This is a genomic window from Virgibacillus sp. 7505 (genome assembly GCF_002272135.1).
Lineage (GTDB): Bacteria > Bacillota > Bacilli > Bacillales > Amphibacillaceae > Terribacillus.
Map to the genome: position 1 here is coordinate 1 of NZ_NPBF01000455.1, position 214 is coordinate 214.

The 214-nt window shown below is 43.5% G+C and carries 1 protein-coding gene; it reads right to left on the reverse strand.

Annotation, left to right across the window (positions count from 1 at the left end):
* Positions 1 to 214: YitT family protein (locus tag CHH91_RS19765; protein ID WP_176465907.1), on the reverse strand; the 214-nt coding region annotated here is incomplete at both ends.

Genomic DNA, 214 nt, shown 5'->3' on the forward strand with positions numbered 1-214 from the left:
ATTTCACGTAAAATCGCTTCTGAGATCTCCGTAATCGACTCGGAGATGACAAAGGCTGCTTTCGCATTGTAGGATCCTTGTTGGATAAAGTCAATGACTTTGGCGGCAATAAACACATAGACAATCGTGTACATTGCTTCACGCAAATCAAGATAGACGAGAGAGATGGCAATGACACACGAATCAAATACAAAAAAGGTGCGCCCGATGCTCC